The sequence below is a fragment of the Acidovorax sp. KPB24-03 genome, assembly GCF_057546605.1.
The window spans coordinates 1-1,495 of sequence record NZ_BAAJYR010000625.1; the positions used below are offsets into that span (position 1 = coordinate 1).

The 1,495-nt window shown below is 70.6% G+C and carries 1 protein-coding gene and 1 pseudogene; both read right to left on the bottom strand.

All coding sequences use genetic code 11. The annotated features are described in order from the left end of the window. Positions 1 to 67: 67 nt before the first annotated feature. A complete protein-coding gene (locus tag AC27KI_RS24620; protein ID WP_487116391.1) occupies positions 68 to 511 on the bottom strand; it encodes a GNAT family N-acetyltransferase in 444 nt (147 codons plus the stop codon). 14 nt (positions 512 to 525) lie between these two features. After that, positions 526 to 1,495: pseudogene (locus AC27KI_RS24625) on the bottom strand (AAA family ATPase); the annotation flags it as partial.

The window sequence follows — 1,495 nt, forward strand, 5'->3', positions numbered from 1 at the left end:
CGCCATGGGAGGGTTTACACCCATCCCTCTGGCCCGGCCTTGCCACGCGGGCCCTGCCCTGTCGCTGTCAGGGGACGGCCGCGAGCCGTTTCTTCATCGACGGTGCGGGGTGCAGCGCATAGCCCCCGCGCTCGTAGAACGCGATGGCCTCGGGCCGTGCGTCCAGGAACACCAGGGCCATGGCGCGTGCCTGCGCATCGGCTTCGGCGTAGGCCATCAGCGCCCGGCCGGCGCCGCTGCCCCGCACGGTGGCATCCACCACGAGGTCATCGACATGCAGGTAGGCCCCGCGCGCCAGGGTCTGCACGGGCCGCATTCCCATGACCCCGACCAAGGCGCCGCCCTGGTAGGCGCCCACGAGTTCATAGCCGGCGCACGACTGCTGGCGCACGCGCCGCAGGAACTCGGCCTCGTCCAGCGCGCGCAGCTGCGCCATCACCGGATAGGCGTCCTTCCACTGCGCAGGCAGAAGCCTTTGGATTTGCAGGGCAGCGTGGGGGTCTTGGGTCATGGCAATGGCATCTTTCATGCGGGCACCGGCTCCAGCACCGGCACGCCGCGCCGCTTGGCCACGGCGATGGGTGGGGCCCAGCGCGAGCCCTGGGGTTTCTTGCTGGTCACCAGGGTGATCTCGGCGGGCTCGAAGACTTCCAGATTGTGGGTGATGGGCGTGGTCAGCACGTATTGCGCCTGGGTGGAGCGCAGGAAGTGGCCGACCAGCTGGATGTTGCGCACGTCCAGGTGGGCGAAGGGCTCGTCGATGAACACGAAGCCGCCCGAGCCGCTTTCCTCGTCCTTGAGCAGGCCCACGAGCAGGATGAGCGACTTGATGACCTGCTGGCCGCCCGAGGCCTCGCCGTCGTTCATGCCGATGCTGCCCTTGCCGTCGAACGCGAAGTGCACCTTCAGGCCCGCCTGCGCGAGCACGGTGTCGTCGTTCTCCAGCAGCGGCAGGTCGGCCGCCACCTCCACGCCGGCGAGGGCGCCCAGCTCCTGGATGTTCTTGCGGTAGCGCCGCACGGTGCTGCGCAGCACCTCGATGTAGCTCTCGCGCGCGTTGTGCACGGCGGTGCCGGCCTGGGCATTCTTGGCCTGGTGGTCCGACAGGCTCAGGGTCTGCTCGCGCACGGTGGTCTCCATGCGGCGGTGGCGCTCCTCCACCGTGGCGTCCTGCTCCCAGGTGTTGTGCTCCAGCTCCTGCTCCACGGACTGCAGCCGCAGGCGGGCCTGGGTGTCGTTGACGTATTCGTCCACCAGGGCCTCGCGCGTGGCCGGGGCGATCCAGCGCGGCGGAAAGCCGTGGCGCTGGCGCTGGCTGTGCCCGGCCGCGGCCACGTGATTGCGCCGGCGGGCGGTCCATTCGTGTGCGGCGCGGTCGCTGTCGCTGCGGGCGCGCTGCAGCTGCTGCTCCAGCCGCTGGTGCTCGTCGGCGAAGGCACGGTGGCGGTCGTGGGCGCGGGTGGCCTCGGTGTCCAGGCGCTGCCAGCGCTGGGCG